At 66.3% G+C, this 26281-nt stretch carries 27 protein-coding genes and 2 riboswitches; of the genes, 8 read left to right on the top strand and 19 right to left on the bottom strand.

From position 1 onward, the window contains the following. Positions 1-55 precede the first annotated feature (55 nt). The 4 genes from ACIP21_RS10260 to ACIP21_RS10245 form a co-directional block, all read right to left on the bottom strand. Positions 56-904, bottom strand: coding sequence for a shikimate dehydrogenase (locus ACIP21_RS10260; protein WP_400687006.1), 849 nt, complete (start codon positions 902-904; stop codon positions 56-58). Next, positions 901-1350 (bottom strand): type II 3-dehydroquinate dehydratase, encoded by a 450-nt coding sequence (gene aroQ / locus ACIP21_RS10255; RefSeq protein WP_400687004.1) that lies wholly within the window; start codon positions 1348-1350, stop codon positions 901-903. The genes ACIP21_RS10260 and aroQ overlap by 4 nt, the downstream gene beginning before the upstream one ends. Before the next feature lie 257 nt (positions 1351-1607). Next, positions 1608-2942 carry an MFS transporter gene (locus ACIP21_RS10250; protein WP_400687002.1) on the bottom strand — a complete coding sequence of 445 codons (1335 nt, stop codon included), beginning with the start codon at positions 2940-2942 and terminating at the stop codon, positions 1608-1610. Between the two features lie 139 nt (positions 2943-3081). After that, positions 3082-3771, bottom strand: coding sequence for a FadR/GntR family transcriptional regulator (locus ACIP21_RS10245; RefSeq protein ID WP_400687000.1), 690 nt, complete (start codon positions 3769-3771; stop codon positions 3082-3084). Positions 3772-4034: 263 nt separating this feature from the next. Between ACIP21_RS10245 and ACIP21_RS10240 the strand changes: the two genes are divergently transcribed. Genes ACIP21_RS10240 through ACIP21_RS10225 form a run of 4 tightly spaced genes read left to right on the top strand, consistent with a single transcriptional unit; the run spans position 4035 to position 6876 of the window. Next, complete coding sequence (locus ACIP21_RS10240) at positions 4035-4820, top strand: transporter substrate-binding domain-containing protein (protein WP_400686998.1); 786 nt, start codon at positions 4035-4037, stop codon at positions 4818-4820. A 22-nt stretch (positions 4821-4842) separates the two neighbouring features. Then, positions 4843-5508 (top strand): amino acid ABC transporter permease, encoded by a 666-nt coding sequence (locus tag ACIP21_RS10235; RefSeq protein ID WP_400686996.1) that lies wholly within the window; start codon positions 4843-4845, stop codon positions 5506-5508. Next, a complete protein-coding gene (locus ACIP21_RS10230; protein ID WP_400687119.1) occupies positions 5505-6155 on the top strand; it encodes an amino acid ABC transporter permease in 651 nt (216 codons plus the stop codon). Before ACIP21_RS10235 ends, ACIP21_RS10230 begins: the two co-directional genes overlap by 4 nt. Continuing rightward, on the top strand, positions 6142-6876 hold the full coding sequence (locus tag ACIP21_RS10225) for an amino acid ABC transporter ATP-binding protein (protein ID WP_400686994.1): 735 nt from the start codon (positions 6142-6144) through the stop codon (positions 6874-6876). Before ACIP21_RS10230 ends, ACIP21_RS10225 begins: the two co-directional genes overlap by 14 nt. Here ACIP21_RS10225 and ACIP21_RS10220 read toward each other — a convergent pair. The 6 genes from ACIP21_RS10220 to ACIP21_RS10195 form a co-directional block, all read right to left on the bottom strand. Continuing rightward, entirely contained in the window at positions 6873-7619 is a 747-nt protein-coding gene (locus tag ACIP21_RS10220) for a hypothetical protein (protein WP_400686992.1), read from the bottom strand. The genes ACIP21_RS10225 and ACIP21_RS10220 overlap by 4 nt on opposite strands. A gap of 185 nt (positions 7620-7804) precedes the next feature. Beyond that, complete coding sequence (locus ACIP21_RS10215; protein ID WP_400686990.1) at positions 7805-9955, bottom strand: TonB-dependent receptor; 2151 nt, start codon at positions 9953-9955, stop codon at positions 7805-7807. A gap of 68 nt (positions 9956-10023) precedes the next feature. Then, positions 10024-10434 (bottom strand): DUF2946 family protein, encoded by a 411-nt coding sequence (locus ACIP21_RS10210; protein WP_400686988.1) that lies wholly within the window; start codon positions 10432-10434, stop codon positions 10024-10026. 64 nt (positions 10435-10498) lie between these two features. After that, complete coding sequence (locus ACIP21_RS10205; protein WP_400686986.1) at positions 10499-11275, bottom strand: ParA family protein; 777 nt, start codon at positions 11273-11275, stop codon at positions 10499-10501. A gap of 237 nt (positions 11276-11512) precedes the next feature. Then, positions 11513-12535, bottom strand: coding sequence for a UV DNA damage repair endonuclease UvsE (gene uvsE / locus ACIP21_RS10200; protein WP_400686984.1), 1023 nt, complete (start codon positions 12533-12535; stop codon positions 11513-11515). 185 nt (positions 12536-12720) lie between these two features. Further along, positions 12721-13200, bottom strand: a complete 480-nt coding sequence (locus ACIP21_RS10195) for a hypothetical protein (RefSeq protein WP_400686982.1) — start codon at positions 13198-13200, stop codon at positions 12721-12723. 109 nt (positions 13201-13309) lie between these two features. On the opposite strand from ACIP21_RS10195, the gene ACIP21_RS10190 reads away from it, so the two are divergent. Further along, a complete protein-coding gene (locus ACIP21_RS10190) occupies positions 13310-13810 on the top strand; it encodes a GNAT family N-acetyltransferase (protein WP_400686980.1) in 501 nt (166 codons plus the stop codon). A gap of 106 nt (positions 13811-13916) precedes the next feature. Continuing rightward, entirely contained in the window at positions 13917-14210 is a 294-nt protein-coding gene (locus ACIP21_RS10185; RefSeq protein WP_400686978.1) for a hypothetical protein, read from the top strand. 4 nt (positions 14211-14214) lie between these two features. On the opposite strand, the gene ACIP21_RS10180 is transcribed toward ACIP21_RS10185, so the two are convergent. The 6 genes from ACIP21_RS10180 to ACIP21_RS10155 form a co-directional block, all read right to left on the bottom strand. Continuing rightward, positions 14215-15579 carry an OprD family porin gene (locus ACIP21_RS10180; RefSeq protein ID WP_400686976.1) on the bottom strand — a complete coding sequence of 455 codons (1365 nt, stop codon included), beginning with the start codon at positions 15577-15579 and terminating at the stop codon, positions 14215-14217. Positions 15580-15596: 17 nt separating this feature from the next. Continuing rightward, a complete protein-coding gene (locus tag ACIP21_RS10175; RefSeq protein WP_400686974.1) occupies positions 15597-16385 on the bottom strand; it encodes an ABC transporter ATP-binding protein in 789 nt (262 codons plus the stop codon). Continuing rightward, a complete protein-coding gene (locus tag ACIP21_RS10170; protein WP_400686972.1) occupies positions 16382-17395 on the bottom strand; it encodes a FecCD family ABC transporter permease in 1014 nt (337 codons plus the stop codon). The genes ACIP21_RS10175 and ACIP21_RS10170 overlap by 4 nt, the downstream gene beginning before the upstream one ends. Further along, on the bottom strand, positions 17395-18405 hold the full coding sequence (locus ACIP21_RS10165) for an ABC transporter substrate-binding protein (protein WP_400686970.1): 1011 nt from the start codon (positions 18403-18405) through the stop codon (positions 17395-17397). The genes ACIP21_RS10170 and ACIP21_RS10165 overlap by 1 nt, the downstream gene beginning before the upstream one ends. Before the next feature lie 108 nt (positions 18406-18513). After that, a riboswitch (cobalamin riboswitch) is annotated at positions 18514-18716 on the bottom strand. A 29-nt stretch (positions 18717-18745) separates the two neighbouring features. After that, positions 18746-19912 carry a DUF1624 domain-containing protein gene (locus ACIP21_RS10160; protein WP_400686968.1) on the bottom strand — a complete coding sequence of 389 codons (1167 nt, stop codon included), beginning with the start codon at positions 19910-19912 and terminating at the stop codon, positions 18746-18748. Between the two features lie 198 nt (positions 19913-20110). After that, the gene (locus ACIP21_RS10155; RefSeq protein WP_400686966.1) at positions 20111-22228 is read right to left on the bottom strand and encodes a TonB-dependent receptor; all 2118 of its coding nucleotides are present in this window, start codon (positions 22226-22228) and stop codon (positions 20111-20113) included. Positions 22229-22336: 108 nt separating this feature from the next. Then, positions 22337-22543: riboswitch (cobalamin riboswitch) on the bottom strand. A 173-nt stretch (positions 22544-22716) separates the two neighbouring features. Between ACIP21_RS10155 and ACIP21_RS10150 the strand changes: the two genes are divergently transcribed. Beyond that, a complete protein-coding gene (locus tag ACIP21_RS10150; RefSeq protein ID WP_400686964.1) occupies positions 22717-23463 on the top strand; it encodes an outer membrane beta-barrel protein in 747 nt (248 codons plus the stop codon). Positions 23464-23586: 123 nt separating this feature from the next. On the opposite strand, the gene ACIP21_RS10145 is transcribed toward ACIP21_RS10150, so the two are convergent. The 3 genes from ACIP21_RS10145 to lpxO all read right to left on the bottom strand — a co-directional run bounded on the left by ACIP21_RS10145 (position 23587) and on the right by lpxO (position 25547). Further along, positions 23587-24156, bottom strand: a complete 570-nt coding sequence (locus ACIP21_RS10145; RefSeq protein ID WP_400686962.1) for a GNAT family N-acetyltransferase — start codon at positions 24154-24156, stop codon at positions 23587-23589. Between the two features lie 78 nt (positions 24157-24234). Continuing rightward, positions 24235-24579, bottom strand: a complete 345-nt coding sequence (locus ACIP21_RS10140; RefSeq protein ID WP_027919898.1) for a carboxymuconolactone decarboxylase family protein — start codon at positions 24577-24579, stop codon at positions 24235-24237. Between the two features lie 68 nt (positions 24580-24647). Further along, positions 24648-25547, bottom strand: a complete 900-nt coding sequence (lpxO, locus tag ACIP21_RS10135) for a lipid A hydroxylase LpxO (RefSeq protein ID WP_400686960.1) — start codon at positions 25545-25547, stop codon at positions 24648-24650. 157 nt (positions 25548-25704) lie between these two features. Here lpxO and thpR point away from each other — a divergent pair, with 157 nt between their 5' ends. Further along, positions 25705-26250 (top strand): RNA 2',3'-cyclic phosphodiesterase, encoded by a 546-nt coding sequence (gene thpR / locus ACIP21_RS10130; protein ID WP_400686958.1) that lies wholly within the window; start codon positions 25705-25707, stop codon positions 26248-26250. Positions 26251-26281: the final 31 nt, after the last annotated feature.

Here is a 26281-nt window from a genome sequence, read left to right as displayed (position 1 = left end):
GCCTGTGCAGTAACTGTGGGAGCGGGTTTACCCGCGAAGAAGCCGGTGCGGTCTGTCAGGGGAAGCTGGCGAAATGCGCCTGCATCCGCTCGGCATCGGCCTGCTTGCCACTGAACAGCTCGAACGCCTTCACCGCCTGGAACACCGCCATGTTGCTGCCATCCAGGGTGCGGCAGCCCAACGCCCGCGCCGCGCGCAGCAGTTCGGTCTGCAGCGGGAAATAGATGATCTCGGCCACCCACAGCCGCGCATGCAGCAGCTCCACCGGCAATGGCGTGCCCGGCAGCTTGGCCATGCCGACCGGTGTGGTGTTGACCAGGCCATCGGCCTCGGCCACTTCCAGCGCAAGGTCCGAACCCAGCACTGCCCGGCCTTCGCCGAAATGGCCGTTGAGGTTGTCGACCAGCGCCTGGGCACGCGCTGCATCCACTTCGAACAGCACCAGTTGCTCGACCCCTTCACTGAGCAGCGCATGGGCCACCGCCGAGCCTGCGCCGCCCGCGCCCATCTGCACCACGCGCCGCCGCGACACGTCCGGCAGGCCGCGGCGCAGGCCTTCGGCGAAGCCCAGGCAATCGGTGTTGTGGCCGACACGCTTGCCGTCCTTGAGCACCACGGTGTTCACCGCACCGATGCCGCGCGCCTCGTCCGACAGTTCGTCGAGCAGTGGCAGGATCGCCTGCTTGAACGGGTAGGTGATGTTGAGCCCGGTGAAACCGGTGTACTGGGCGGCGTCGAGCAATTGCGCCAGGGCGCTGTCGTCGACCTGCAACTGATCGGCATCGATCAGGCGGTAGAGATAGCGCAGGTGCTGGGCGTCGCCTTCATGCTCATGCAGGGCAGGGGTACGCGACAGCTGGATACCGCGGCCGATCAGGCCGGCGAGGATGGCAGGCTGGCTCATGCGCGGGGCTCCTGGAACATTTCGGCGAAGTGGCTCAGGGCCATGCGGTAGCCATGGCTGCCCAGGCCGCAGATCACGCCGACGGCGATCGACGAGACGAACGACAGGTGGCGGAAGGGTTCGCGCTTGTGCACGTTGGACAGGTGCACTTCGATCACCGGCAGTTCGGCGGCCACCAGGGCGTCGCGGATCGCCACCGAGGTGTGGGTCCAGGCGCCGGGGTTGATCAGGATACCGCTGCAGCGGCCGCGGGCGGCGTGGATCCAGTCGATCAGTTCGCCTTCGTGGTTGGTCTGGCGGAATTCGATCTCCAGGCCATGGGCATGGGCAGTGTCGGCGCAACCCTGGGCCAGGTCGGCGAGGGTTTCGCGGCCGTACTGGGTGGGTTCGCGGGTGCCCAGCATGTTCAGGTTGGGGCCGTTCAGCACGAGGATAAGAGGTTTCATGACAGGCATCGCTTGTTGTTGTTGGATGCGCTTATGTTTGTACCGGATGGTTAATTGCGTCAATTGGCTGCGGTGTCGCAGGGGGGAAAGTGGGCGATTATCGGACCTGTTATTACCTGTCTCGGGGCGAGGAGGATTGAGAACGGCGGGGCCGCGTTGCGGCCCTTTCGCGACACAAGGCCGCTCCTACAGGAGACCGCGATCCCGGTAGGAGCGGCCTTGTGTCGCGAAAGGGCTGCATGGCAGCCCCAAGGCCCTCAACTCGGGGCGCGCACCCCAGGGCTCACCTCACCCCCCGCTTCATCATGCAACGATATCCGCGAAGTCTCCGGCAACCCCATCCCCCCCACCAGCGCCACCAGGGCAATCACCACCAGGTAGAACGCCGGCGCCAGGCTGCTGCCGGTCTGCCCGATCAGCCAGGTCGCCACCAGCGGCGCGGTCCCGCCAAACAGGGTGTAGGCCACGTTGTAGGTGATCGCCGAAGCGGTGTAGCGGGTGCGGGTCGGAAAGCTCTCCGACAGCAGCGCCGCCGTCACCACGCCGCTGCTCAGGGCGCCCACCGCCAGCAGGATCACCCCCAGCAGCGCCCCCGACATCGACCCGGAACTGGCCAGCCAGTAAGCCGGGAACACGCACAGCATCACCCACAGGCAGGTGAAGCCGATGGTCTTGCGCCGCCCGACCCGGTCCGAGAAGGCCCCGGCCAGCGGGCAGCCGACGGCGGCGAACAGCAGCGCCACGGTGGTCACCAGCAGCGACTGGGCGCGGCTCAGGTGTCCGACCAGTTGCAGGTAGGTGGCGAAATAGGTGGTGAACATGTAGAACGACAGCGCCGTCAGCGAGATGAACATGCCCAGGTTGCGGATCGCCCGGCCATGGTGGCGCAGGGTGTCCTTGAGCGGCGAATGTCCATGCTCCTTGCCTTGGGCGACGGCTTCGCGGAACGCCGGGGTCTCCTCCATGCGCAAGCGCAGGTACACGCCCACCAGCCCCAGCGGCGCCGCCACCAGGAACGGGATGCGCCAGCCCCAGGCGGCCATGGCCTCGGCCGACAGGCTGGCCTCAAGGCCGTAGGCGATCACCGCCGCGCAGGCGAAGGCGGAGAAGGTCGAGACCGGCACGAAACTGCCGTAGAACGCGCGCTTGTCACGCGGCGCATGTTCCATCAGGTAGGCGCAGGCACCGGCGTATTCGCCGCCGGCGGAAAAGCCCTGCAGGCAGCGCGCCAGGGTCAGCAGTACCGGTGCCGCCAGGCCGATGCTGGCGTAGGTCGGCAGCAGCCCGATCAGGGTGGTGGAGCCGGCCATCAGCAGGATGGTCAGCGACAGGATGCGCTTGCGCCCGAGGCGATCGCCGAGGGCACCGAACACGATGCCACCGAGCGGGCGCAGGGCGAAGGCCACGGCGAACACGGCGAAGGTCTTGAGCAGGGCGACGCTGGCATCCTCGCTGGCGAAGAACTGGCTGGCGATCAGCGTGGCCAGGAAGCCGTAGACGGCAAAGTCGAACCATTCGACGAAGTTGCCGATGGCCGAGGCGGCGATGACCCGGCGCAAGGTGGCGGGGGATACCTCATGAGATGCGGACATGGGCGAGTGCTCCGGTTTCCATAGGCAGCCTGGATGAATGTGGCGCGGTCGGGCCGCGGCATCGTTGTTATCAGGGCCAGTAGACCGGTGGGCACGGTCGTGTGCATCGTTCAGGGCGACATCGGGATATCCGTGGGCGTTACACCGCAAACACCACGCCGGTGCGCGACGCGGCGTTGCGGATGTGTTCCTGCATGGCCTTTTGCGCCGCCGGCTGGGAGCGGCGGGCGAGGGCGCGCAGGAGCTTGCGGTGCTCCTGCCAGGTCTCCATGGCCCGCTCCGGGCGGATGAACGGCAGCTTCTGGCTCTCCAGGAAGATGTCCTGGCTGGCGGTGATCACCTGCAACATGGCGTGGTTGCCGCAGGCTTGCAGCAGTTGCTGGTGGAAGGCGAAGTCCAGCCGTGCGGCGGCCTCGAAGCGGCCGGCTTTCAGCTCCAGGCGCATGGCCTCGACATTCGCCTCCAGGCGGTCGATGTCGTCCGCAGTCAGCGCCAGTGCCGCCTGCCCAGCGGCAAAACCTTCCAGGGCATAGCGCAGCTGGAAGGTGTCGCTGGCCGAGACCTGCTCGGCATAGGGCCAGGCGAAGGTTGACGCTGCGGGTGTCGGTGCCTGCACGAACACCCCCTTGCCTGGCTGCACACTGACCTGCCCCAGCGCGCTGAGCGTCGACAGTGCCTCGCGCAGGGAGGCGCGGCTGACACCCAGCCGCTCGGCCAGGTCGCGCTGCGAGGGCAGGGCGTCGCCGGGCTGGTAGGCGCCTTCGTCGATCAACTTGCGGATGCCTTGCAGGGCCTGTTCGGGGACGGCGCGGGGGAGGGTGTCGGGCATGCTGTTCAGACCGGTCGGAGGGCGATGACCTTGGCTTTTTACGGTCATTGGCGCGCGCTGGCAAGCCTTGCTCCGCCCTGGCGCAGGCAGCAGCGGCGCTGCACGAAAGCAGGGCGTGACGGCCATGGCGTAGGCGCGCCAGCGGTAACTGTTCAGACCAGTAAGACCGTCAGAGGCAAGGTTCCAGGCGTGTCGGGCCATTCTGGCATGCCCCGTGCACTGCCCAGCCAGCCCCTTTCCCCGGACCCTTGCGAGGCCTACCCATGAAGACCTTCCGTACCCTGTTCCTGGCCAGCTTGTTCTGCGGCGGCGCCCTGGCCCTGCCCGCCGCCAACGCCGACGCGCTGGCCGACATCAGCGCCCGTGGCGTGCTCAAGGTGGCCGTGCCCCAGGACTTCCCGCCCTTTGGCTCGGTCGGCCCCGACCTCAAGCCCCGCGGCCTGGACATCGACACGGCGCAACTGCTGGCCGACAAACTGGGCGTGAAGCTGGCCCTGACCCCGGTCAACAGTACCAACCGCATTCCGTTCCTCACCACCGGCAAGGTCGACCTGGTGATCTCCAGCCTGGGCAAGAACCCCGAGCGCGCTGCGGTCATCGATTTCTCCCGGCCCTATGCGCCATTCTACCTGGCGGTGTTCGGCCCGGCCGGCGCCGACATCGCCAGCATCGACGCGGTCGCCGGCAAGACCATCAGCGTCACCCGCGGCTCGATCGAGGACATGGAGCTCAGCGCCGTGGCACCCAAGGGCGCGGTGATCAAGCGCTTCGAGGACAACAACTCGACCATCGCCGCCTACCTCTCTGGCCAGGTCGAGCTGATCGCCAGCGGCAGCGTGGTGATGGCGGCCATCGCCGAGAAGAATCCGGCCAAGGTGCCGGTGGTCAAGGTCAAGCTAAAGGACTCCCCGGTGTACGTGGGCCTGGCCAAGAACGAGCCGGCGTTGATGGACAAGGTCAACGCCACCCTGGAAGCCGCCAAGGCGGATGGCAGCCTCAACCGCAATGCCGAAAAATGGCTGAAACAGCCGCTGCCGGCCGACCTCTGAGCGGCGCCCGGAGCCTGTCACCATGGCCTATGAATTCGACTTCGCCCCCGTGCTGGCACAGGCCGACCTGCTGCTCAAGGGCGCCTGGTTCACCTTGCAACTGACCGCGGTCGGCACCCTGCTGGGCGTGGCCATCGGCGTGCTCGGCGCGGGTGTGCGCGCCTGGCGCGTGCGGCCCTTCGACACGTTGTTCGGGCTGTACGTGGAACTGATCCGCAACACGCCGTTCATCGTCCAATTGTTCTTCATCTTCTTCGGCCTGCCGGCACTGGGCGTGCGCCTGACCGAGTGGCAGGCGGCCGTGCTGGCCATGGTGATCAACCTGGGGGCCTATTCCACCGAGATCATCCGCGCGGGCGTCCAGGCCATCCCCAAGGGCCAGCTGGAAGCCGCCGCGGCGCTCGCCATGAGCCGCTTCGAAGCGTTCCGCCACGTGGTGCTGCAACCGGCGCTGGGCAAGGTCTGGCCGGCGCTGACCAGCCAGATCGTGATCGTCATGCTGGGCTCGGCGGTGTGCTCGCAGATCGCCACCGAAGAGCTGTCGTTCGCTGCCAACTTCATCCAGTCGCGCAACTTCCGCGCCTTCGAAACCTACCTGCTGACCACGGTGCTGTACCTGCTCATGGCCATCCTCCTGCGCCAGCTGCTGGCCTGGCTGGGGCAGCGCTTGCTGATGGGGAGACGCTGATGGACTTCACCTTCTGGGACATCCTGCGCAACCTGCTGATCGGCCTGCAATGGACCTTGCTGCTGTCGCTGGTGGCGTTTCTCTGCGGTGGCCTGGCCGGCCTGCTGGTGCTGGTCGCGCGGCTTTCCGAACACCCGCTGTGGCGCGGCCTGGCGCGGGGCTACATCGAGCTGTTCCAGGGCACGCCATTGCTGATGCAGTTGTTCATGGTGTTCTTCGGCATCGCCCTGTTCGGCCTTGATGTGTCGGCCTGGACGGCCGCCGCGATCGCCCTGACCCTGTTCACCAGCGCCTTTCTCGCCGAGATCTGGCGCGGCTGCGTCGAGGCGATCCCCCGGGGCCAGTGGGAGGCGTCCGGCAGCCTGGCGCTGAGCCGGATGGAGCAATTGCGCCACGTCATCCTGCCCCAGGCCCTGCGCATCGCCGTGGCGCCGACGGTGGGCTTTTCGGTGCAGGTGGTCAAGGGCACGGCGGTGACCTCGATCATCGGCTTCACCGAGTTGACCAAGACCGGCGGCATGCTGGCCAACGCCACCTTCGAACCGTTCATGGTCTATGGCCTGGTCGCGCTGGGCTACTTCGTTCTCTGCTATCCGCTCTCGCTGAGCGCCCGTTACCTGGAAAGGAGGCTGCATGCCCCTGCTTAGAGTGTCCGCGCTGCACAAGTACTATGGCGACAACCACGTGCTCAAGGGCGTCGACCTGGCCATCGAGGAAGGTGAGGTGGTGGCCATCATCGGCCGCAGCGGCTCGGGCAAGAGCACCTTGCTGCGCGCCCTCAACGGCCTGGAGTCGATCAGCGACGGCGTGATCGAGGTGGACGGCGAATACCTCGACGCCGGCCGCGCCGACCTGCGTGCCTTGCGCCAGAAGGTCGGCATGGTGTTCCAGCAGTTCAACCTGTTCCCGCACCTGAGCGTGGGCGAGAACGTGATGCTGGCGCCGCAGGTGGTGAAGAAGGCCAGCCGCGCCGAAGCACGCCACCTGGCCGAGCAGATGCTGGCGCGGGTGGGCCTGGCGGAGAAGTTCGATGCCTACCCCGAGCGGCTGTCCGGTGGCCAGCAGCAGCGCGTGGCGATTGCCCGCGCCCTGGCGATGTCGCCGAAAGTGCTGCTGTGCGACGAGATCACCTCGGCGCTCGACCCCGAGCTGGTCAACGAAGTGCTCGGCGTGGTGCGCCAGTTGGCCAGCGAGGGCATGACCCTGATCATGGTCACCCATGAGATGCGCTTTGCCCGTGAAGTGGGCGACAAGCTGGTGTTCATGCACCAGGGCAAGGTGCATGAGGTGGGCAACCCCCGTGAGGTGTTCGCCGCGCCGCAGACGGCGGAACTGGCCAACTTCATCGGCGCGGTGGCGTCGGCTTAGGGGCGGCCGACCCGCCAGGGCGCGTATTCCAGTTCGCTGTAGCCCTTGGCGACACCCTGCGCGTCGGTTGCAAAGCCCGGCAGCTGGCTCAGGTTCAACCCCATGCAGCGGCTGTTGAGCCGGGCCTGCAGATTGCCGTCGAGACGGAAATCGTCTGGCCGCAACGGGTGCGGGTAGACCTGCACCAGGCAGCCTTCGACCTTGCCCAGGGCATTGGCCTGGTAATACACCGAGACCCTGCCGATGCTGTCCACCGGCTGGTCGCGCAGCAGGTGCTGCCAGAAGAACTCGCGCTGGGCGTTGGCCTGGCGGCGTTCGGAACCCGATGCCTGGGCGGCGGCCGGCAGCAGCACATAGATGGGGGCCAGCACCTGCACGGTGCCATCTTTTTCCTGCACGCCTTCCGGTGCCAGCGGGTAGATGGTTTTCCAGCACTGCGCTTCGACCATGCTGGCCAGCGCCTTGAAGTCCGAGCGCGGGACGTCGGCAGGCAGTTGCATCTCGTACTTGGCCGGCGCCTTGCTGGCTTGGCAGGCGATGGGGGCCGAGTGCGGGTCGAGGGTCACCTTGAGCATGACCACACCGACCTGCTTGCCGGTGTCGGCAGTGACGATGCCGAGCTTGAGGACTTGCTGCATGTCGTGGGTGAAGGTCTTGAAGGCGGCTTCGTCGACCTTGGCGGAGGTGGGGGACTGGCAGCCGGCCAGGGTGATGAGTAGAGCGAGGGGGAGTGCCTTGAACACGGTTACTTCCTTGATGGCGTTCATTGCCGGTGTGGTGCGGGATTATCACTGATGCATGGCATTGTTGTCGCCAGGCCCGGCCTCTTCGCGGGTAAACCCGCTCCCACAGGAATATCACTCCCCTCAGGATCTGTGATTTCCCTGTGGGAGCGGGTTTACCCGCGAAGAGGCCGGGACAGGTCAACTCAGAAGCGCATATCCACCGCCACCTCGAAGGTACGCGGCGCACCCATGTAGTACTGCAAGCCATACGCCTGCTTGGCATACACCTCGTCGGTCAGGTTGCGTACCCGCCCGGTGAGGGTGGTGTGTTCATCCAGCCGATAGCGGGCAAACGCGCCATACAGGGTGTAGGCCGGTGCCTTCAGGCTGTTGGCGTTGTCCGCGTACACCGAGCCGACATAGCGCGCATCCACCCCCGCCGACCAGTCCGGGGTGAAGCTGTAGGTCAGCCACAGGTTGGCCACATTGGCCGGCACGTTGACCGGGTTGTTGCCCTTGCGCGACACCGACACGCCGTTGACCGCCTCGTTGAATTCATCGTACCGCGCATCGACGTAGGCGTAGTTGCCCTCGGCCAGCAGCTGCGGCGTCACCTGCAGGCGCCCCGACAGTTCGATGCCGCGCGAGGTCTGCTGGCCGGCCTGCACGGTCAGGTTGGGGTTGCTGGCGTCGCGCACGGCGAAGTCCTTGCGCACGATCTGGTACAGCGCCACGGTCCCTGCGCCACGGCCGTCGAGGAAGTCGAACTTGCTGCCGACTTCCCATTGCTCGCCCTTGGACAGGTCGAACAGGCCGACGTTGGAGTAGGTGGCGGCGGCCAGCGACCCGGCCGGCAGGTCGGCGGCGGTGCTGTACTGCCCGTAGAAACTGAGCGTAGGTGTCAGCGCGTAGGTCAGCCCGATGCGCCCGGACAGCGGCTCCCAGCGCCGTTCGAAATAGGCCGGCGAGGTGGCTGACACGGCGCCGTAGTTGGTCACCTGCATGTCCAGGTAGTCATAGCGCAGGGCCGTGAGCAGGGCCAGACGATCGGTGAGTTGCAGGCGGTTTTCGGCGAACACCGCGCGGTTGTTGGTGACGTGCCGGCGCTGCTTGGTCAGCCCGGCGTTCACCCCGGGGATGTCGTCGAAACTGCCGGGGTCGAAGTGGTCCGGGTCGACCACCTCGCTCCAGCTGCCCGAGGTCGGGTACAGGCTCTGGCGCATGTGCGAGTAGTCCAGGCCCAGCGACCATTGGCTGGCCAGGTCGAACAGGCGGTTGTCGTGGCGCAGCTCGATGCGGTCACCGAGCACGCTCTGCTCGTGGCGTTGCAGGTAGGGGCTGGCGCGCAGCACGTTGCCGTCGCCGGTGTAGCTGTAGCGCTCGACGTTGCGGTAATCGCGCTGGGCGCTGTAGTGGTACAGGGTGTTGTGCACGCTGGTGCTGTCGCTGAGCTGGTAGTCGAGGATCGAGCGCAACCAGCGCACCCGTTGCTCGTAGCGGCCATCGGCGACGTTGTAGTTGTCGAAGCGGCGGCTGTTGTCGATCTTCATGGTGCTGCGCCCGGGCAGGATCGGCGCGCCCCAGTAGGGGCTGTCCTCGCGGTCTTCCTGGTACTCCAGCGCCAGGGTGTGGGTGAGGCCTGGGGCAAGGTCGCTGAGCAGCGAGAGCGCCAGGCTGTCGGTCTGCCGCTTGTTGCGGTCGATGTAGCCGTTGCCCTGGGTGTGGCTGTAGTCCAGGCGCATGAAGTGGCGGGCATCGGCGGGGTTGCTGGCCAGGGCCTGGTTGAGGCCGAAGGCCACTTCGCTATCGTCGAAGCTGCCGTAGCGGATGCGCCCGTCGAAGGTCTGCTGGTCGCGGCTGGCGGCCTTGGTGATGTAGTTGATCGAGCCGCCGACGGCGCCCGCGCCATGCAGGAACGACGACGGCCCGCCGAGCAGTTCGACGCGGTCCAGCACCCAGGCGTCCACCGGCCGGGTGGCGCTGCTGTAGCCGAGATTGATGCCGTTGTAGAGCTGGGTGACCTGGTTCTGGGTGAAGCCGCGGTAGCTGACGAAGCCGCCATAGCCGGGGTTGGCCGAGGCATTGACGCCGGTCATGGCGTTGATCACGTCCTGGCTGTCCTTGGCATCGCGTTGCTCGATGATGCGCCGGTCCGAGACGCTGACCGAGGCCGGTGTCTCGCGGGCAGTCAGGCCCAGGCGAGAGCCGGTGTGGATCGGCTCGTCCAGCTGCACGCCGGTTGGCGCATCACGCTCGCCGGCGATGGTGGTGGCGCTGAGTTCGACGGCGGCATCGCCCGCCCAGGCACAGCTGCAGGTGCTCATCATGAGCACCAGGGAGGTCTTGCGGAACATGGTGTTGGGTCTTCCACGCAAAGGTCATGGCTGACGGCGAGCGCGCAGGCAGGCGCGCCCGGCTGAAGTCAGGCGAAATGAAATACGGCTGCGGGGAAGATGGCGGGAGGAGCGCGAGGGGTAAGGGCAGGGCGTTGATGAAGGGGCGGCGGCTGCGCCCAGCTGCGCACGACAATCGGCGAATTGGCGGCGGCCAGCGCCGGGGTGAACGACCAGCCGCCGCTGCTGATCGCAACGGCGAGGCCGAACGAGGAGCACACCGGGCAGTCGAGTTGGGCCATGTGCTGGTCACCGCCGGCGCCATCGAGGTCGATGGCCACACCGTGCTCGCTGTTGACCGCGCAGAATCCACCCTCCAGCCCGGCCAGGCGCAGGCCGCCCATCTGGCCATGGTGCAGGCCGCACAGCAACAGGCTGAAGAGGACGCTGGCATAGAGCGTCCAGGCAGTCAGCGTGCGGGTGTGCCGGGTGATGTTCATGGCGGCGAATCTATCACCCGGACGAACGGCAGGGTAGTGCACGCGTGCGGCAGGTTGTCGCAGCTCAGGCGGCGCGTTCGAGCAGGTCGAGCAAGTCGACGAATTCCTGGGACAGCTTGTGGCGCGGCGCCAGGTGCACCAGTGGCACCGAAGCCTGGTGCGATTCGCGCATCTTGATCGAGCTGCTCAGGTACACCGGCAGCACCGGCAGGCCCTCGTTGCGCAACTGGTCCACCAGGGTCTGGTGCAGCGCGGTGCGCCCGGCGAACTGGTTGACCACCACGCCTTCCACTTGCAGCGCCGGGTTGTGGTCCTGGCGCAGTTCCTCGACCTCGGCCATGACGCTGTGCAATGCCTGGCGCGAGAAGCTGTCGCAGTCGAACGGGATCAGCAGGCGCTCGGCGGCCACCAGGGCGCTGAAGGTGTAGAAGTTCAGTGCTGGCGGGGTGTCGATGTAGATGCGCTCGTAGTCCTCGCCCAATTCCACCAGCAGCTTGCGCAGCTTGTTGATCTTGAACTTGCTCTCAAGCTTCGATTGCAGGTCGCTGAGGTCGGGGCTGGCGGTGACCAGGTGCAGGTTGGCATAGCGGGTCTCGGTGATCGCCACGCGGTGCTTCTTGCCCGAGGCGGTGACCGGCGACAGGGTCTGGCGGAAGAAGTCGGCGATGCCGGCGGGGATGGCGTCGTCGGTCAGGCCGGTGAGGTAGTAGGTGGCGTTGGCCTGGGGGTCGAGGTCGACCAGCAGGGTGCGGTAACCCTCGGCGGCACTGGCGGCGGCGAGGTTGCAGGCGATGCTCGACTTGCCCACGCCACCTTTCTGATTGAAAACCACACGACGCATGAGACGCTCATCCATGAAGAAGGGGAAATGTCAGGTTGGGGTCAATCCTATGACCGAAAGACGACAGTTTTATGACAAGTCTTGTTACAACAGTGAAGTTCATCTTCCTGCAAGTGCAAGCTGTCTGCTCCGGCCTCTTCGCGGGTAAACCCGCTCCCACAGGAACCCACCGCATCCGAATGATGTAGGAACCCTGTGGGAGCGGGTTTACCCGCGAAGAGGCCGGCACAGGAGGACTCAGTCCACCGATTGTATATAGCGCCGGTAGTAGTCCAAGGTCGCCAGGTTCTTGTCCTTGGCCTCGAACATGATGTCGAACCGGCCAACGAACTCCAGCGCATAGCGATTGGTCCAGTCATTCCACATCTGCAGGCTGTGCTGGTACAAATCACGTTTGTTGACCTTCTCCAGCAGCGCCGGGATAGTCAGCTTGCTGTCGGCGTCGAAGCCCAGCGCCTGCAAGCTCTCTGGCGGCTGCGAGTAGTGCATGGTCGGCCGCACCCCGCGCCAGCTGTCGATGACCCGTGCCACGCGCGGCTCATGCGGGTCGATGTAGTCGCCTTCATGGATCCAGCAATGGTGGATGTCCAGCACCACCGGCGCCAGGTCGGCCAGGCCCAGGCAGTCGTCGACGCCGTAGGTCTTCTCGTCGTTCTCGAAGGTGATCACGTTGCGCGCCACCTGCGACAGCCGCGGCCAGACCTGGCGGATGCCTTCGGCACCGAGGCGCCCGGCGATGTGCACGTTGCACTTGAAGTCCTGGAAGCGCTGGCCGAAGCCCATCAGGCGGATCATGTCGGCGTGGTATTCGAACTCGGCCAGGCTGTTCTCCACCACGTCGCTGCGGTCCGAGCCGAGCACGCAGTACTGGCCGGGGTGGAACGACAGGCGGATGTCCTGTTCACGGGCCAGTGCGCCGATGGCGGCGAAGCGCTCGGCCATCAATGCCTGGAACTCGGTGTCCAGGTAGAGCGGCGCCACCTCGGGATGGCTGTACAGCGGCAGCAGGTCGCTGCTCAGGCGCAGCATGCGCAGCATCGGCGGCAGTTCGCTGACGTAGGCCAGCAGGCGCAGCTGGGCGTCGAGGTTGTGCTGTACCAGTTCGAGCAGCTTGGCCCGGGCGGCTTCCTTTGTGGCGCTGGATAACCAGCGCAGGGTGGTGGTGCGTGGATTGAAGGGGCGCTCGGTGGTTTCCAGGGCCTTTGCCGAGAGGTTGCGATCAGGGTGGCGGTACATGCAGGCGAAGCCCAGGCGGGGCATGGTCGGTCTCCAGGTTCGGGATATTCGTTGGACCTGCTGGCCGCATGAAAGATCACTTCAGCCTGCACTGGCCTCTTCGCGGGTAAACCCGCTCCCACAGGGACAACACAGGCCTGACGGGCAACGACATCCCTGTGGGAGCGGGTTTACCCGCGAAGAGGCCAGGGCAGGTAAAAGCTGAAGGCTCAGGAGCCTGGCTTCTCCAGGGCCTGCAACTCATCCTCGACCTGCTGCATCCGCTGCTCGGCCAGCGCCTGCACCTTCTCGTCCCGCGCCGTCTCGCGCATCAGCCCGGTCAGCTTCTCGCTCAGGCGCTTGCCTTCCTCGGTGTCCTCCAGCGCCTTGGCCTTGGCCGGGTCACGGGTGGCGTCGACGATGCTGGCGAATTCGGCATCGCTGAAGTTTTTCTCGCTGTACAGCTTGTACAGGTCCTGGCGCTGGTCCTCGACCGTCAGATGCTTGCGCAGCACCTCGCGGATGCTGGCCTCTTCCAGCTGCGGATGGGTGCGCTTGAGCAGCGCGGCCATGCGCTCGATGTTGTGGTCGTAGGCTTCCTGCAGCGGCAGGTTGGCGAGGATCTGTTCCTCGCGGCTGGGCTTCTGGTCGCAGGCGGCAAGGGCGGCGGTGAACAGCAGGGGCAGCAGCAACGTCGGGATGCGGGGCATGGGGTGGCCTTGGGCGCGTGTTTCAAAGGGCCGATTATAACGAGGTTGGCTTGTCAGCACCCAGGCATTGGGGTAGAAAACCGTTCGCTCAAGCCACGTCTCCATTGCCATGCCGAACTGGATCATCCAACCCCCCGACCGCGACAGCATCAGCGACGTCGTGGGCTTTATCGACAGCGCCCGCCGCGGGCTGTACCCGATGCTCGCCGACTCGCCCTTGCCCAAGGACCTGGCGCGTTTCGCCGAAACCTACCTGGACGGTGAGGGCCACTTTCTCGAAGCGCGGGACCAGGGCCGGCTGGTCGCGGGCATCGGCTACCTGCCATATGACCACCGCTTTGCGCAACTGGACTACCACGGCAAGCGGGTGGTCGAAGTGGTGCGCCTGTTCGTGCTCCCCGAGTACCGCCGCCACGGCCTGGCGGGTGCGTTGTTCGCGGCGTTGCGTGAACACGCCCGCGAGGTGGGCGTGGACTGCCTCTACCTGCACACCCACCCCTTCCTGCCGGGTGCGATCCGCTTCTGGGAGCGCCAGGGTTTTGCCGTGATCGATGTCGAAGACGACCCGCTGTGGCACACCACCCACATGGAGCAGTGGCAGGCCGAGTAGGACTTGTCCTACGGCGCGGCCCGGACGATGAACGCCTTGTTCATTTCAATCTCGCGGGCAATTCCTTACCTTTTCGCCCCCACGCGTAGAACAAGGAAATGCGCCCATGGCCCATATCGCGTTGTACAAGCTCGACCTGCTCGACGAGTTCGAAGTCCGCAGTGACGACTGGACCTGCGGCGACTTCGAACAGCGGTTGCTGCAGCTGCGGCCCACGGTGTACAGCCAGGATGCCGCGGGCATCATCGGCAGCGCACACAAGGACGGCAGCTGGCCGCGGACCGTGAAGCGCTTCGTGCTGACCCGCTGCCAGGCGGGTTCGGTGCTCGACGACACTTGCGCCCGCGTCGTTGCAAGCCTCACCGAGCAGGAGCGACGTGACTGGGGCCTGGATCACTGAATGGTCAGAACCCGCCCGACAGCGGCCACTCCACCGCCAGGCGGATCTGATCCCCATCCAGCTCCGCCTGCGCCGTATTGCCCCGGTGCAAGTTGTGCCGCAGCGAGAACGTGGTGCCCTTGGCCTTGCCGCCCTGCACCACGTACCGCGCCTCCAGGTCGCGTTCCCAGTGCTTGCCACCCTTGCCATAGCCCAGGTACGCGTAGCCGCCGTTGGGGTCGACGTGCGTGCCGTCGATGTCGAACCCGCGCACGTACAGCGCCGTCAGGTTCAACCCGGGCACGCCGTAGGCGCCCATGTTGAGGTCGTAGCGTGCTTGCCAGGACTTCTCGTTCGGTGCGTTGAAGTCGGACATCTGCACGGCGTTGGCAATGTAGATGGCACCGCGGGTGACGTAGTCGAACGGAGTGTTGCCGTCCACCTGCTGCCAGCCGAGGCTGAAGCTGTGCGGGCCCTGGTTGTAGCGCGAGACCAGGCTCCAGGTGGTGTTGTCGATGCGCCCGGAGAGTGCCTTGCCGGTGTCGGTGGTGCGGTACAGGTTGAGGTCCAGGCTCAGGCTGCGGCGATCGTCCAGGGCGTGGTTGAGGGTGCTGCCCAGGTAGCTCTGGTTCCAGGTGTCCTGGTAGCGCGAGGTGTACAGGCTGCCGCTGAAGGCGTCGCTCGGGTTCCAGACCAGGCCGGCGAGGTCGAAGCTGTTGCCCTGGCGGGCGTCGGAATAGTTCACCACGAAGCCCTGGTCGTGGCTGGAGGCGTTGCGGTCGGTGCTTTCGTTGAAGTGCCCGGCGACCAGCTTGAGGGTGTCGATCTCGCTGCTGGAGAGGAAGACGCCGGTGGCGGTCTCGGGCAGCAGGCGGCTGTCGGACGAACTGAATACCGGGGTCTTCACCCGCTGTTCGCCCCAGGACAGCACGGTGTTGGACACCCGCAGTTTCAGCGCCGCGCCGCCACGGCTGTATTCGTTCTTCGGGTGTCCGTCGTTGTCCACGCCGAGCAGGCGCGCCTTGCCGGCACGGCCGCCGCCGCTGTCGAGTTGCACGCCCTGGTAGGCGTGGGCATCGACGCCGACGCCGATCAGGCCCTGGGTGAAGCCGGACTGCAACGTGCCCATCAGGCCGTAGGCCCATTCCTCGGCCAGGCCGTTACGTTCGCTGCGTGGCTTGTAGGCGTTGCGTGCGCCGCTGTTGCGACCGCCGTGCTTGTAGTCGCGCTGGTCGTAGACGGTGCGGTTGAGGAGGCTCCAGCTGCTGTCGTCGACAAAGCCATGGCTCTGCGATTGCGCGGAGTCCGCCCGGGCGATGGGGGCCAGGCCTGCGAGTGGCAAGGCGAGCAGGGCGCTGACGAGCAGCAGGGCGGCGGGGCGTGACGACATGGCGGGAACTTCCTGGTTCAGGGGGCGCGAAAACGCAGGATGCGCGCGCCGTCGAAAGGGTCGGTGAGGTAGTGGGCATGCACGCCGAAGGTGCTCAGCAGGCGCTCTGGGGTGAGCACGTCGAGTGGCTTGCCGAGGGCGACCAGGTGGCCTTTGTCGAGCACCGCCAGGCGGTCGCAGGTCAGCGCCTGGTTGAGGTCGTGCAGGGCCACCAGGGTGGTCACCGGCAACGCCTGCACCTGTTGCAGCAGGCTCAGCTGGTGCTGGATATCGAGGTGGTTGGTCGGCTCGTCGAGCAGCAGCACCTGGGGGCGTTGGGCCAGGGCGCGGGCGATGTGCACGCGCTGGCGTTCGCCGCCGGACAGCGAACTCCAGGCCCGCTCGCGCAGGTGCGTGGCGTCGAGGTCGGCCAGGGCCTGCTCGACGATGGCGCGGTCTTTGCGGGAGAACGGCGCCAGCGCCGACAGCCAGGGCGTGCGCCCGAGGGCGACGGCGTCGAACACGCTGATCGCATCGAGGGTATCGGCCTGCTGCTCGACCAGCGCCAGGGCCTGGGCGACCCGCCGGCGGGGCAGGCGCGCCAGGGGTTCGCCGAGCAGTTGCACGCTGCCGGTGCCCGGCGTGCGCAACCCGGCCAGCAATTTCAGCAGGGACGACTTGCCCGAACCGTTGGGGCCGACGATCCCCAAGGTTTCGCCGGGTACCACGTTGAGCTCGATGTTGCACAGCACGGTGTTGCCCGACAGTTGCAGGCCCAGCCCGCGGCAGGCGAGGGGGGCGATCTGCGCGGTGTTCATGGCGGTCATGGGCGCCCCCTGCGGCTGACCAGGATCAGTGCGAACACCGGCGCACCAATCAGCGCGGTGACCACGCCGACCGGGATCACCTGGCCGCTGATCAGCGTGCGCGACAGCACGTCGGCGGCAATCAGGAACAGTGCGCCGCCCAGCGCGCTGGCCGGCAGCAGGCGGCTGTGGCCGGGCCCGAGCAGCAGGCGCAGGGCATGCGGGATGACCAGGCCGACGAAGCCGATGGCGCCGACGATCGACACCATCACCGCAGTCACCAGTGCCGCGCAGCTGATCAGCAGCAACTGCGTGCGGCGCACGGCGATGCCCAGCGAGGCCGCCGAGTCGGCGCCGAAGGTGAAGGCGTCCAGCGCCCGGCGGTGCCACAGGCACACCACCAGCCCGAACAGCGCCACCGGCAACGCCAGCCACACCGACGGCCAGCGCACGCCACTGAGATTGCCCAGCAGCCAGAACATGATGCCGCGGGCCTGCTCGGCGGTGGCCGACTTGGTGATGAGGAAGGCGGTCAGGGCGGTAAACAGTTGCGAACCGGCGATGCCGGCGAGGATCACCTGGGCGTTGTTGCTGCTCGGCCCGGCCGCGCGGGCCAGCACCAGCACCAGGGCGAACGCCGCCAGGGCGCCGATGAAGGCGCCGCCGGACATGCTCAGGGCGACGCTGCCCAGGCCGAGCAGGCCGACCAGCACTGCGCCGGTGGAGGCGCCGGCGGACAGCCCGAGCAGGTAGGGCTCTGCCAGCGGGTTGCGCAGCAGCGCCTGGAGGATCACCCCGCAGGTCGCCAGCCCAGCGCCGCAGGCGGCGGCGACCAGGGCGCGGGTCAGGCGGTAGTTCCAGACGATGCCGGCGTCGATCGGGTCGACCGGGTGGCCGGCCTGCCACAGGTGGTTGGCCAGCACCTGGTAGACCACCTGCGGCGACAGGTTGGTTTCACCGATGGCGGTGCCGGCCAGTACGGCGACGAGTAAGGCCAGCACGGCCAGGGCGCTGTTGAGCAGTACCTTCATCACTGTGCCGCTTTACCGCTGGCAAAGGCTGCGGACAAGGTCTGCAGGCCGCGGAACAGGCGGATGCCGGCCTGCATGGCGTCGGCGTCGAGGATGACGATGCGGTTGTTCTTCACCGCGTCCATGTTCTTCGTCACTGGGTCGCTGTGGAGGAATTCGAGCTTTTTCTGGTAGTCGTCGGCGGGGAAGCGGCGGCGGTCCATGCGGGCGATGATCAGCCAGGTCGGGTTGGCCTTGGCCAGGGTTTCCCAGCCCACGGTCGGCCATTCCTCGGTCGACTCGACCACGTTGCGCACGCCCAGGGTGCGCAGCATGAAGTCGGCCACGCCCTGGCGGCCGGCGACGTAAGGGTCGATGTCGAGGTCGGCGCTGGAGAACCAGAACAGTGCCGATGTCTGCGCCAGGTCCTTGCCGGCCAGCTGCTGTTTCGCGCCGTCCAGGCGGGCCTTGAGGTCGGCATTCAGCGCCGCGCCGCGGTCCTGCACGTCGAAGATCTCGGCCAGCTGGCTGACGCTCTGGTAGATGCTGTCGACCTGGAACGCCTGCAGGCGGGTGCCGTCGGCGCCGACCAGGTTGTCCTTGCCTTCGCAGTCCGAGGGCAGCAGGTAGGTGGGGATCTTCAGCTCGTCGAACTGCTCGCGGGTGGCAACCACGCCCTGGGCGCCGACCATCCACTCGAACTGCACCGCCACCAGTTGCGGACGCTTGCCGACCACCGCCTCGAAGCTCGGCTCGTTGTCGGCCAGGCGCGGTACCTTGGCGTTCAGCGCCTGGTACTCGGGCAGCACGTTGTTGAACCACAGCGAGGTGCCGGCCAGCTTGTCGCCCAGGCCCAATGCATAGAGCATCTCGGTGCCGGCCTGGCCGATGGTCACCGCACGCTCGGGGGCCTTGGCGAAGGTCTGCGGCGCGCCGCAATTGTCGACGGTCAGCGGGTAGTGGGTGGCGGCGGCCTGGGCCAGGGCGCTGAGGCTCAGGCCGGCCAGCAGGGAGGTGAAACGCAGCAGCATGCGGGGCGATCTCCTATCGGTCAGTTCTGGTGAGGAACGCACGGACAGGCATCGCCGCGCCCTTGCAGGCGCAAGGGCAACACAGATGGCCATCCCGGACACCCCGCCGGTTGGTGAATGTTTGCCGGCAGGTCTCCTGACTGGTGCGTCGTCACCTGGCTCCGGCCTTCCCGGATCGTTGATCCAGTGGCATCGATGGAGCAGGCTCGGCACCTACAGTTGCGGGGGCAGTTCCGTTTGGCGCGTCTTGGGCGACGGGCCTGGGATTCCCTGTTAGTTCCGTGGCGGAAACCGGCGGGCCGCATGGTAGACCATCAGGCCGCCGGGGCAAAACGTTAAATCAAAAGTACTTGAGCCAGGCGATGTCGCGCCGGCGAGCCTTGAGCCGAGCGAACCAGCGCACCGGCAGGTACAGCGCCACGGCCAACAGCACTGAAACCAGCCACACCGCGCCGATGCCGTCGAAACCGAAGTAGTCGCCGTGGTTGTGGCCGAACAGTGCCACGCAGGCCAGGTACAGCAGCTTGAGCACGTACAAGTGCAGCAGGTAGAAGAACATCGGCGCCGCGCCCAGCACCGCCAGGGCGCCGATCCAGCGGGCCGTGCCGGCACGCTCGAAGGCGCGCAGCAACAGCAGGCCGCAGCCCAGGGTCAGGGCCAGGAACAGCAGCGACGGCGGGTACTTGGTGATGTTGAAGAAGCTCATCAGCGTCTGCGTGACGGTCGGGTAGCCGCTCCAGGGCGCTTCGCCGTAGCCGTTGTAGAGGCGCAGCAGCATGAAGCCGAGCAGGGCGATGCAGCCGGCCAGCAGCAGGCGCTGCTGGCGTTCGCCGGCAGCGCTGCCACGGGCGAACCACGGGCCCAGGCCATAGCCCAGGGCGATCACCCCGATCCACGGCAGCACCGGGTAGGACGTGCGCAGGCGCAGGTTGTCGGTGACTTCCAGCCAGCCACGGTCATGCAGGATTGCCCACGGCACGTGCAGCGCCGACGCCACACCGAAGTGCAGGCCGTCGAGCAGGTTGTGCCCGGCGACGATCAGCGCGCCCAGGGCCACCAGTGCCGGGCGCGGCAGCCACACCAGCAGCGACAGGGCGAGCATGCTCACGCCGATGGCCCATATCACTTGCAGGTAGATCACGCTCGGTGGCAGTTGGAAGGTCCAGGCGAAGTTGACCAGGGTGAACTCCAGCAGCACCAGGAACAGCCCGCGCTTGAACAGGAACGCCGAGACATCGCTGCGGCCCTGGTACTTCTCGCCGTACAGCCAGGCCGACAGGCCGGTGAGCAGGACGAACACCGGCGCGCACAGGTGGGCCAGGGTGCGGCTGGCGAACAGCGACGGGTCGGTGGCGTCGATGCTCATGGGGTCGCTGACCTGGCGGTGCAGGAAGAAGGTTTCGCGCACGTGGTCGAGCAGCATGAACAGGATCACCAGGCCGCGCAGGGCGTCGATGCTCTGCAGGCGCTGGGTGAGCAGGGTGGGGGTGGCTGAGGCGCTGGTCATGGGGAAGGGTCGCAGGCAGGAATGGATGTCAAATGAAACGTTATCTTATAACTATTTCATTTTCTACCGATAGCGATTTTTTCGTATTGCCTGTACCGGCCCCTTCGCGGGTAAACCCGCTCCCACAGGGATTGCCCCAGGCCTGAAGGCATGCGCCGTACCTGTGGGAGCGGGTTCACCCGCGAAGAGGCCCTGAAATCAGAAGGTGTAGTCCACGGTGGCAAAGTACGACCGCGGCGTCCCCATCACCCACTGCTCGCCACTGAACACCGAGGCCACATACTCGCGGTCGAACAGGTTGTTCACCTGCAACCCAAGGCGTACATCCGGCAGCACCTGCCAGCCGATGTTGGCATCGACCACGGTGTACCCCGGTGCGCTCTGGCTGTTGGCCGAATCGGCATAACGCTCGTCCACGTACCGCGCACCAATCCCGGCCTCCACCTGCTGGCCAAAGCCTTTGCTCAGCCACAGGTTGGCCGTGCGCCGCGGCACATTGGCCGGGCGGTTGCCGGCGCGGTCCAAGGCCACATCACCGACCACCTCGTCGAAATCGTCGTACCTGGCCCGCACCAGCGAGGCATTGGCCGACACCTGCCACTGGTGCGGCAACGCCAGCTCCAGCGACGCTTCCAGGCCATCGGAGGTCTGCTGCCCGGCCTGCTGCGCCTCGTGGGTGATCGGGTCATCCACCAGCAGTTTCTTCTTGACGATATGGAACGCCGCCAGGGTCCACTCGCCACGGCCGTCCCAGAAGCGCTGCTTGAGGCCCAGCTCGGTCTGCTTCGCTTCGGTCAGGTCGTAGTGCATCGCCGTCGGGCTGAGGCTGACCAGGTTGTCCACGCCGTCCTCGCTGGTGGCGTACTGGCCGTACAGCGACAGCTCGTCATTGACCGCGAACACCAGCCCGGCGCGCCAGTTGCCGCCTTGCAGGCTGCGGTCGCTGCGGCTGCCGTCGATGAGGTTGTCGCGGTCGATGTGGTTCTGGTCGCGGCGCACCCCGGTCACCAGCGACAGACGCTCGGTCAGTTGCAGGCGGTTCTCGGCGAACAGGGCGAAGGTGTGGGTGGTCGACAGCGTCTGCGGGCGGGTCGGCGAGTCACTGTGGAACCCGCCCGGGGTCGGCTGCCACGGGTCGATGTAGTCGCCGCCCACGTCGTTGTAGGGCCGGTTGCTGTCGACGTTGAAACGTACCTTGTTGTACTCGACACCGACCAGGGTCTTGCTCGCCATGCCCAGCAGGCTGTGGTCGAAGGTGAAGGTCTGGCGGTCGCCGATCTGCTCCTGGTTGTGGCGGATCTCCAGGAAACTCTGGCGCTCCAGCTGTTCGCGGTCGGCATCCCAGCTGTAGTTCTCGGCGTTGCGCCAGTGGCGACGGCTCTTGATGTAGTACAGCTGGTTGCTGGCGCTGAGCTGGTCGTTGATCGCCCAGTCGGTGGTGAAACGGGTCCACTCGTCGTGGTAGCGCTGGATATCGTTGTGGATGTTGTAGTTCTTCTTGCGCAGGCTGCTGCGGTACTCGCCGTCGATCAGCGGCGTGCCGTAGTAGTTGGCCGGCTGGGCATCACCGCGCTCATGGGCGAGGGTGAAGCTCAGGTCGTCGCTGGCATCGAAGCGCAGCGCGGCGCTCAGGGCCAGGCTGCGCGAATCGGTGCGGTCGACCCAGCCGTTGCCGGCTTGCTGGTCGAGGGTCAGGCGGTAACTCAGGCGCTCGCTGAGGCTGCCGCCACTGTCCAGGCCCAGCTGCTGGCGGTCCCACGAACCGTAGCCCAGGCGCAGGTGGTTGCGGATGTCGCCTGCAAACGGCTTTTTCGGCACCACGTTGACCACCGCGCCGGTGGCGCCTTCGCCATAAAGCACCGAGGCCGGGCCGCGGATCACGTCGATGCGCTCGACCATCCACGGGTCGGTCGGGAAGGTCTGGGTGCCGGCGCCGGTGTACAGGCGCGCGCCGTCGAACAGGGTCATCACCGAGCCGTGGCCGGTGAAGCCGCGTGCCGACAGGCCGGTGCCGCCGTCGCCTGGGTTGCCGATGAAGGTGATGCCCGGGGAGCGGGTCACCGCGTCCTGTACCGTGAGGTTGTTGCGCTGCTCGATCTCTGCCGCGGTGATGCTGCTGGTACTGGCCGGGGTTTCCAGGGCGCTGAGGTTCAGCCGTGAGCCGGCCTCGGTCGGCGTGGCCAGGTCGATGCGTTGTTGGTCATGCTGGCCGGTGATGGCCGTGGAGGGCAGGGCAATCGCTTGATCGTCGGCGAGGGCTGGGAGTGCGACGGCCAGGCAGGCCGCCAGGGGGTGAAGCTGGATGAATCGGGACATGTCGTTCCACTGCTGCAGGAAAGAATGGATCCCGGTGGAAAACACGCAAAGGCGAACCGCGCACGCAGGCGCGCGCACGGATACCGGCCTGCGCCCGCCCACCGCGGGTTGCCAAGTGAGGCTTCAGGCCGGTCTCCGGGCTTGCGAGGGTCATGAGGCCTTCACCTTCCCATGCTGGCGCACAGTGGTGTGTCGAAGGCATCGCTCGCTTACCGTTGCGGGGGCAGCGCCGGACTTGTCTTGCGAAAAGACGCACCGGCTTCCCGTTTCACCCTGCGCGCGGCGGCGCAGGGCACCTGAAACTGGCGTGCATCTGACCATTGAACGGGCGGTACGTCAAATCGTGATCAAGGGGCACCTGCGCGGGAAGACGACTTGGTGAATCATGAGGTTGTGCGCTTGTATCGATTTTTTTTCGAACTTTCCCGACAGCCCGAATCTCGAACCGAACGTTCGTCATTCGTATTCCTGTCATGGAGACCGCACGCATGCCCGCTCGCCACCTGCTTCGCCACACCTGCCTGTTCGCCCTGCTCGGCAGCCCGCTGCTGGCCACCGCCGCCCCCAGCCCGGACCCGCTGTTCAGCGTCGGCCTGCTGGGTGCCTACGACAAATTCAAGTTCGAGGGCGGTAGCGAAAGCGACAAGGAACACCTCGGCCAAGGCGGCGTGTTCGCCACCTTCGGCAACAAGCTGACGGCCGAGTCCGGCTTCATCTACCAGATCGGCGCCGAGGCCAAGTACGGCAAGAAGAACGACAACAAGCTCAAGGAGGCCCAGGCCGACCTCGACCTGGGCTGGCGCGCGGCGCTGGATGCGCGCAACTTCGTCGATGTGATCGTCGGCGGTGGCTACAGCTGGACACGCTTCGAGCCCGAGATCAACGACCTGGATACCAGGCTCACCTACAAGTCGCCGTTCGCCAAGGCGGCGCTGGGCTACAACCACCAGTTCGATGCCTCGACCCTGCGTGTGGAAGTGGGTGCCCGGCACACCATCGATGGCCGTGCGCGGCTTAAGGTGGATGATTTCGGCAGCGACAGCGTGGACATGAAGGACCGCACCAATCCGTATGCCGAGGTGACCTTGCTGATGAACCAGCAGGGCGGCATGCCGGTGCAGGCGGGGGTGTATTACACCCGTACCGAGTACAAGCTCGATGAGGATTCGCCAGTGGCCGACAACACCAAGCTCAAGCGTGACGAGTTCGGTTTCAAGGTGGGCCTGGCGTTCTGAGGCTGATGCATAGACCTCACCGGCCTCTTCGCGGGTGAACCCGCTCCCACAGGTTCTGCACTGCCCTCAGGCTTGGTGGGAATCCTGTGGGAGCGGGTTTACCCGCGAAAGGGCCCTCACAGGCTAACGCCCACGACGCCGCGACACCCGGGCCTCGATGTTCTTGCGCCCGATCAGCAGCGGCGGCTTTTCCACCACCGGCTCATCGGCCAGCCACTTGTACATCACCAGGCAATCGACCAGCCCCAGGCGGGCATGGCGGTAGGCCTTGGGCAGGCGGCCGACGGTCTCGAAGCCCAGCTTGTGCCACAGCGCCACCGCCACTTCGTTGCAGGCCACCACCGAATTGAACTGCAATGCCAGGAAGCCTTCCTGGCGTGCCAGCTTCTGCGAGTGCTCGCACATCAGCCGGGCCACGCCACGGCCGCGGGCGGCCTCGCAGACCATGTAGCCGCAGTTGCCGACATGGGCACCAGGGCCGGCGGCGTTGGCCTTGAGGTAGTAAGAACCCAGCAGCTCGCTATCCGCTTCGGCCACCAGTGTGCGCACGGGTAGCTCGAGCCACAGCTGGCGTGCCTGCTCGAAGCTGAGCGCGGGGTCGTAGGCGTAGGTTTCGCGGGCCTGGACGATGGCCTGGAAGGTAGGCCAGAAACGCTCGAAGTCGTCGGGCGTCATGGGGCGGATTTGGATCATGGCGGTTCCTGCTGTGGCTAGGGCGCCAAGTCTGGGTGGCGCGGCGCCGTCGCGCAAGGGCGACGACGCCGTGTTGGCTCAGCCGTTGGCCTTGCCCACTGCATCCATGGCCCGGGCCGAGTACACCAGCGCAGCGCCGGCGTTCATCGCCACGGCCACACCCAGGGCTTCGGCGATCTCTTCGCGGGTGGCGCCGTGCTTGACGGCCTGTTGCGAGTGCACGGCGATGCAGCCGTCGCAGCGGGTGGTGACGGCCACGGCCAGGGAGATCAGCTCGCGGGTCTTGGCGTCCAGGTGGTTGGTCTTGGCGCCGGCGCCGCTGGCGGTCATGTAGCCAGCGACGGTGTCGGGGGAGAGTTGCTTGAGATCGCCGATGCCGGCCATCAACTGCTTACGGTAGGCGTCCCAGTCCATCATGCTCATCGTCTTCACCTTGGCAGGGTTGTCGGAGGAGCTTTCAGGCTAGACGATGTTGATGGCCCTTGCGGGCCTCAGATGTAGACGAACACCAGCACCAGCGCCGCGACCACCAGCCACTTTTCCAGGTAGTAGCGCATGCGGTTGCGCTTCTTCAGCGCCTTGCCACGCTCGCGGATCTTGTAGATGCGGGTGAACAGGCGGTTGATGCCGCCGGTCTTGTCGTTGGCATCGTTCGGCGCGGCGGCGGCGGCCATCACGTTGCGGCTGAACCAGCGGTTGAACGCGGTGGCCCAGCGGTACTTGAGCGGGCGCTCGACGTCGCAGAACAGGATGATGCGGTTGTGCTCGGTGGTGTTGGCGGCGTAGTGGATGTAGGTCTCGTCGAAGATCACCCCTTCACCGTCACGCCAAGAGTACTTCTCGCCATCCACGTCGATGTAGCAGCCGTCGTCGTTCGGCGTGTCCAGGCCCAGGTGGAAGCGGTAGGAGCCGGCGTAGGGGTCGCGATGGCGAACCAGCTTGGCGCCTGGCGGCAGGGTGGCGAACATCGCCGCCTTGACCGTGCCGATGCCTTGCAGCAGCTCGGTGGTGCGCGGGCACAGGGTCATCGCCGACGGGTGGCTCTCGCCGTACCACTTCAGGTAGAAGCGCTTCCAGCCGGTCTTGAAGAACGAGTTGAAACCGACGTCGTCATAATTATCGGACTTCTTGATTTCGCCCACGTGCAGCAGCTGTTGGCCTTCCGCACGAATTTCCTGCCAGTGGTCCATGAGCGGCTGCAGTTCGGGGAACGCCTCGACCGGCAGGTACGGCTTGGCCGGGTGCTTGGAGAACAGGTAGAGGAAGCTGTTGACCGGGGCCAGGAAACTGGAGTGGTCGCCCAGCTGGCGGGTCAGCTTGTGGCGTACCCGACCGCGCAGGTGAACATAGGCGATCGAGAGGACGAAGATCAGTACGAGTGCAATTTTCATGGACGGTTACTTGTCGAAAAATGGCCATGCGCCATGGCATAAGCCCGCCAGCATAAACTGTCATGGGGGTAGTTTGTACATATTGTTACCTCAAAACAGGGCGACTTAGGTGTAATGCCCTATGGTGTGCGCAAACGTTTCATGCGACGGAGTAGCCATGGTCCAGGATATCCGCCCGAGTGGCGCCCCCTTCAAACGGCTGTTTTTCGCCTTGCCGGTGACCGACGCCCAGCGCCGTGCCATCGCCCAGTGGCGGCGCGGCTTGTCGCTGCGCAGCGGCAAGCCGGTGCCGAGCGAGAACTTCCACCTGACCTTGCTGTTCCTGGGTGACGTGGATGCGGCGCAGGTGCCGGCGATCTGTGCGGCAGTGGACAACCTGGCGCGCCCGGACGCGCCGTTGCGGCTGTTGCTCGACCAGCTGAAGGCCTGGCCGCGTGCCGGTGCCCTGGTGCTGGAGCCGCAGGAGACACCCGTGGCACTGCGCCAGCTGGTCTATGACCTGCAGCAGGCCTTGCTGCCGATGGGCTTCGAGGAGCAGGCACGGGAGTATCGCCCGCACCTGACCCTGTCGCGGGATTTTCGTGGGCAGCCCCCCGAGGCAGGGGTGGCCCCGGAGTTCTTCGTCAATGCCCGGCACTTCACCCTTTATGAATCGCGCAAGGGCCGCTACTGGCCGCTGGCCGAGTGGCCGTTGACGCAATAGCCCCGGGCATACGCGGATCCTGTGGGAGCGG

The organism is Pseudomonas sp. NPDC089401, assembly GCF_044749485.1.
In the GTDB taxonomy this organism is placed as follows: domain Bacteria; phylum Pseudomonadota; class Gammaproteobacteria; order Pseudomonadales; family Pseudomonadaceae; genus Aquipseudomonas.
Note: the sequence above shows the minus strand (reverse complement) of the source record. Positions and strands in the feature narration are given on the sequence as shown.

What these genes read in the sequence shown, in the direction of transcription:
- ACIP21_RS10250 (WP_400687002.1), bottom strand. Translation starts at nt 2,942, where the DNA reads ATGTCCGCATCTCATGAGGTATCCCCCGCCACCTTGCGCCGGGTCATC.
- ACIP21_RS10165 (WP_400686970.1), bottom strand. Translation starts at nt 18,405, where the DNA reads ATGCTGCTGCGTTTCACCTCCCTGCTGGCCGGCCTGAGCCTCAGCGCC.
- ACIP21_RS10210 (WP_400686988.1), bottom strand. Translation starts at nt 10,434, where the DNA reads ATGAACATCACCCGGCACACCCGCACGCTGACTGCCTGGACGCTCTAT.
- ACIP21_RS10215 (WP_400686990.1), bottom strand. Translation starts at nt 9,955, where the DNA reads ATGTTCCGCAAGACCTCCCTGGTGCTCATGATGAGCACCTGCAGCTGT.
- ACIP21_RS10170 (WP_400686972.1), bottom strand. Translation starts at nt 17,395, where the DNA reads ATGAAGGTACTGCTCAACAGCGCCCTGGCCGTGCTGGCCTTACTCGTC.
- ACIP21_RS10235 (WP_400686996.1), top strand. Translation starts at nt 4,843, where the DNA reads ATGGCCTATGAATTCGACTTCGCCCCCGTGCTGGCACAGGCCGACCTG.
- ACIP21_RS10245 (WP_400687000.1), bottom strand. Translation starts at nt 3,771, where the DNA reads ATGCCCGACACCCTCCCCCGCGCCGTCCCCGAACAGGCCCTGCAAGGC.
- aroQ (WP_400687004.1), bottom strand. Translation starts at nt 1,350, where the DNA reads ATGAAACCTCTTATCCTCGTGCTGAACGGCCCCAACCTGAACATGCTG.
- thpR (WP_400686958.1), top strand. Translation starts at nt 25,705, where the DNA reads ATGGTCCAGGATATCCGCCCGAGTGGCGCCCCCTTCAAACGGCTGTTT.
- ACIP21_RS10190 (WP_400686980.1), top strand. Translation starts at nt 13,310, where the DNA reads ATGCCGAACTGGATCATCCAACCCCCCGACCGCGACAGCATCAGCGAC.
- ACIP21_RS10175 (WP_400686974.1), bottom strand. Translation starts at nt 16,385, where the DNA reads ATGACCGCCATGAACACCGCGCAGATCGCCCCCCTCGCCTGCCGCGGG.
- ACIP21_RS10160 (WP_400686968.1), bottom strand. Translation starts at nt 19,912, where the DNA reads ATGACCAGCGCCTCAGCCACCCCCACCCTGCTCACCCAGCGCCTGCAG.
- ACIP21_RS10260 (WP_400687006.1), bottom strand. Translation starts at nt 904, where the DNA reads ATGAGCCAGCCTGCCATCCTCGCCGGCCTGATCGGCCGCGGTATCCAG.
- ACIP21_RS10185 (WP_400686978.1), top strand. Translation starts at nt 13,917, where the DNA reads ATGGCCCATATCGCGTTGTACAAGCTCGACCTGCTCGACGAGTTCGAA.
- ACIP21_RS10195 (WP_400686982.1), bottom strand. Translation starts at nt 13,200, where the DNA reads ATGCCCCGCATCCCGACGTTGCTGCTGCCCCTGCTGTTCACCGCCGCC.
- ACIP21_RS10205 (WP_400686986.1), bottom strand. Translation starts at nt 11,275, where the DNA reads ATGCGTCGTGTGGTTTTCAATCAGAAAGGTGGCGTGGGCAAGTCGAGC.
- ACIP21_RS10225 (WP_400686994.1), top strand. Translation starts at nt 6,142, where the DNA reads ATGCCCCTGCTTAGAGTGTCCGCGCTGCACAAGTACTATGGCGACAAC.
- uvsE (WP_400686984.1), bottom strand. Translation starts at nt 12,535, where the DNA reads ATGCCCCGCCTGGGCTTCGCCTGCATGTACCGCCACCCTGATCGCAAC.
- ACIP21_RS10155 (WP_400686966.1), bottom strand. Translation starts at nt 22,228, where the DNA reads ATGTCCCGATTCATCCAGCTTCACCCCCTGGCGGCCTGCCTGGCCGTC.
- ACIP21_RS10140 (WP_027919898.1), bottom strand. Translation starts at nt 24,579, where the DNA reads ATGAGCATGATGGACTGGGACGCCTACCGTAAGCAGTTGATGGCCGGC.
- ACIP21_RS10150 (WP_400686964.1), top strand. Translation starts at nt 22,717, where the DNA reads ATGCCCGCTCGCCACCTGCTTCGCCACACCTGCCTGTTCGCCCTGCTC.
- ACIP21_RS10240 (WP_400686998.1), top strand. Translation starts at nt 4,035, where the DNA reads ATGAAGACCTTCCGTACCCTGTTCCTGGCCAGCTTGTTCTGCGGCGGC.
- lpxO (WP_400686960.1), bottom strand. Translation starts at nt 25,547, where the DNA reads ATGAAAATTGCACTCGTACTGATCTTCGTCCTCTCGATCGCCTATGTT.
- ACIP21_RS10180 (WP_400686976.1), bottom strand. Translation starts at nt 15,579, where the DNA reads ATGTCGTCACGCCCCGCCGCCCTGCTGCTCGTCAGCGCCCTGCTCGCC.
- ACIP21_RS10145 (WP_400686962.1), bottom strand. Translation starts at nt 24,156, where the DNA reads ATGATCCAAATCCGCCCCATGACGCCCGACGACTTCGAGCGTTTCTGG.